The sequence below is a fragment of the Kitasatospora cystarginea genome (genome assembly GCF_039533515.1).
GTDB lineage: Bacteria > Actinomycetota > Actinomycetes > Streptomycetales > Streptomycetaceae > Kitasatospora > Kitasatospora cystarginea.
This window is the reverse complement of the sequence record NZ_BAAATR010000171.1, coordinates 1-1,206: the sequence shown is the minus strand read 5'-3', so window position 1 is coordinate 1,206 and position 1,206 is coordinate 1. Positions and strand designations below refer to the sequence as shown.

The following is a 1,206-nucleotide window of genomic DNA, read 5'->3' as shown; positions in this document are numbered from 1 at the left end:
CCGACGGACTGGTGGCCACCTCGATCGCCTGGGGTGCCTGGGCCGAGGCCGGTCTGGCCACCGACGACGTGGTCGCCGAGCGACTGCGCCGCGACGGCGTACCCGGCATGGCACCCGGTCTGGCGATCACTGCGATGCAGCAGGCCCTGGACGGCGGCGACACCGCACTGACGATCGCCGACATCGTTTGGGAGCGGCTCGCCGCGGAGTTCCACGCCATCCGGCCGAGTGCTCTCTTCGGCGAGATCCCGGAGGTCGTGCGCTTCCAGGCCACTGCCGAGGCACCGTCCGATGACTCGAAGACGGCGGCCGGCTCCTCGCTGGCCCAGCGTCTGGTGGGTCTCTCGGAGGTCGAGCGTGGCCGTGCGCTGCTGGAGCTGGTGCGGGTGCAGGTCGCGGCCGTGCTCGGTTACGCGGGTTCGGACGCGGTCGAGGCGGGTCGGGCCTTCAAGGAGCTCGGGTTCGACTCGCTGACCGCGGTCGATCTGCGCAACCGCCTGAACGCCGCCACCGGTCTTCGTCTCCCGGCGACGCTGGTCTTCGACTACCCGTCGGCGACCGCGCTGGCGGAGCACCTGCGGTCCGAACTGCTGGGCCAGGAGCCGGAGTCGGCCGCGCCGGTGACGGTGCTGGCCGCTGCCGACGACGAGCCGATCGCGATCGTCGCGATGAGCTGCCGCTTCCCCGGCGGCGTCCGCTCGCCCGAGGAGCTGTGGCAGCTGCTCATGGCCGGCCAAGACGCGGTCGTCGACTTCCCGACCGACCGCGGCTGGGACCTGGACGGCCTCTTCGACCCGGACCCGGACCAGCTCGGCAAGATCTACACCCGCAAGGGTTCCTTCCTGCAGGACGCGACCCGCTTCGACTCCGCCTTCTTCGGCATCAGCCCGCGTGAGGCGACCGCCATGGACCCGCAGCAGCGCCTGCTGCTGGAGACCTCCTGGGAGGTCTTCGAGCGGGCCGGCATCGACCCGGCCTCGCTGCGCGGCAGCCAGTCGGGCGTCTTCATCGGCACCAACGGCCAGGACTACATCTCGCTCCTGACCGAGGGCCAGGAAGGGGCCGAGGGTCACCGTCTGACGGGTACGGCCACGAGTGTCGTCTCCGGTCGCCTCTCCTACACGTTCGGTCTTGAGGGTCCGGCGGTGTCGGTGGACACGGCGTGCTCGGCGTCGTTGGTGGCGTTGCACCTGGCGGTGCAGGCGC

The 1,206-nt window shown here is 71.3% G+C and carries 1 protein-coding gene; it reads left to right on the top strand.

The window, feature by feature from the left end; translation table 11 throughout:
* Nucleotides 1-1,206: type I polyketide synthase (locus ABD369_RS40630; RefSeq protein WP_425557899.1), on the top strand; the 1,206-nt coding region annotated here is incomplete at both ends.